Genomic DNA, 1,446 nt, shown 5'->3' with positions numbered 1-1,446 from the left:
CGAGGTCCCGGTACGCGCCCTCGGTCGCGGCGTCGTCCGCGAGCCGCTCGATCGCGGCCTCTGCCCGGGCGCCGAGCGCGGGCACGGCGATCCCGGCACCGACGACGGGGGAGTGCTCGCGCAGGACGACGTGCGCCGCGAGGTGACGGGCCTGCCAGCCCTCGCACAGCGTGGGTGCGTCGGGCGGCACGGCTCGCAGAGCCTCGGCCAGCTGCGCGCGCTCCACCTCGTGCCACGTCATCCCCGCATCGTCGCACGTGGGAGCGCTGGTCCGCGCCACGAGGCGGGTCTCGACGACGGCGGTGACCAGCCCTCGGGGAGAGCGCGCGAGGGCCGCCCGGACGGGCGCGTCCGGCGGGCGACGCGTCACGACCGCGTGAGAGGATGACGGTTTCCCGCCCCCTCCCGAAAGGCCTGCGCGTGCGCTCGCGAGCTCCTTCGTCGCGACCGATGACGCTGACCGGCTCGGTGCCCCGCCGAGCCGCGACGATCGTGGTCCGCGGCATCGCGGCGCACCCGTGGACCTACGTGGTGGCGATCGGCACGTCAGCGGTCTTCGGCGTCTCCGTCGTGGCCGTGAGCCGCGTGCTCGGGTGGGCGACCGACGAGGTCGTCGTGCCCGCGCTCGCCGGTTCCGCGCAGGCCCGCGACCGGATCTGGCTCGCCGGCCTCGCGCTGCTGGCCGTCGCGGTGACGCTCGCCGTCTCGGTCGCGGGACGACGGATCTTCGCCGGCATGGGCTTCGCCCAGATCCAGGCGGACCACCGCACGCGGGTCACCCGGCAGTACCTGCGCCTGCCGATGTCGTGGCACAAGCAGCACCCCACGGGTCAGCTGCTGTCGAACGCGAGCGCCGACGTCGAGGCGTCGACCGGGGTGTTCAACCCGCTGCCGTTCGCGCTCGGCGTCGTCGTCATGCTCGCGGTGGCGGCCGTCGGGCTGCTGCGCACCGACGTGTGGCTCGCGCTCGCCGCGCTCGTCGTCGTGCCCCTCGCGCTCGTCGCCAACCTCGTGTTCCAGCGCCGGATGGCGCCCGCGGTCGGCCACGCCCAGGAGCTGCGCGCCGGGGTCGCCGACGTCGCGCACGAGAGCTTCGAGGGCGCGCTGCTCGTGAAGGCGCTCGGCACGGAGGAGCGCGAGGCCGCGCGGTTCGCGGCCCGCGCACGCGAGCTGCGCGACGCGAACGTCCGGGTCGGCGTGGTCCGTGCGTTCTTCGACCCCGTGATCGACGTGCTGCCGAGCCTCGGCACGCTGCTGGTGCTCGTCGTCGGCGCCGTGCAGGTCGCGGCCGGACGGATCGGCACGGGCGACGTCGTCGCGGCGGCCTACCTGCTCACGCTGCTGGCGGTGCCCGTGCGGGCGTTCGGCTGGGTGCTCGGCGAGCTGCCGCGCGCGCTGGTCGGCTACGACCGCATCGCGCGCGTCGTCGACGCCCGCGGCGCGCTG

Annotated in this window: 2 protein-coding genes; one reads left to right on the top strand and one right to left on the bottom strand. The window is 75.9% G+C overall.

The genetic code is table 11. The features are described 5' to 3' along the window. Window positions 1–241, bottom strand: a 241-nt coding sequence (locus HGA02_RS19185; protein WP_210728825.1) for a maleylpyruvate isomerase N-terminal domain-containing protein, incomplete at its 3' end; no start/stop codon positions are given. Window positions 242–450: 209 nt separating this feature from the next. On the opposite strand from HGA02_RS19185, the gene HGA02_RS19180 reads away from it, so the two are divergent. Continuing rightward, window positions 451–1,446, top strand: a 996-nt coding sequence (locus HGA02_RS19180; protein WP_168680969.1) for an ABC transporter ATP-binding protein, incomplete at its 3' end; no start/stop codon positions are given.

The sequence above is a fragment of the Cellulomonas septica genome, from assembly GCF_012396155.1.
Taxonomy (GTDB): Bacteria; Actinomycetota; Actinomycetes; order Actinomycetales; family Cellulomonadaceae; genus Cellulomonas; species Cellulomonas septica.
This window is presented reverse-complemented; position numbering and strand designations above follow the sequence as displayed.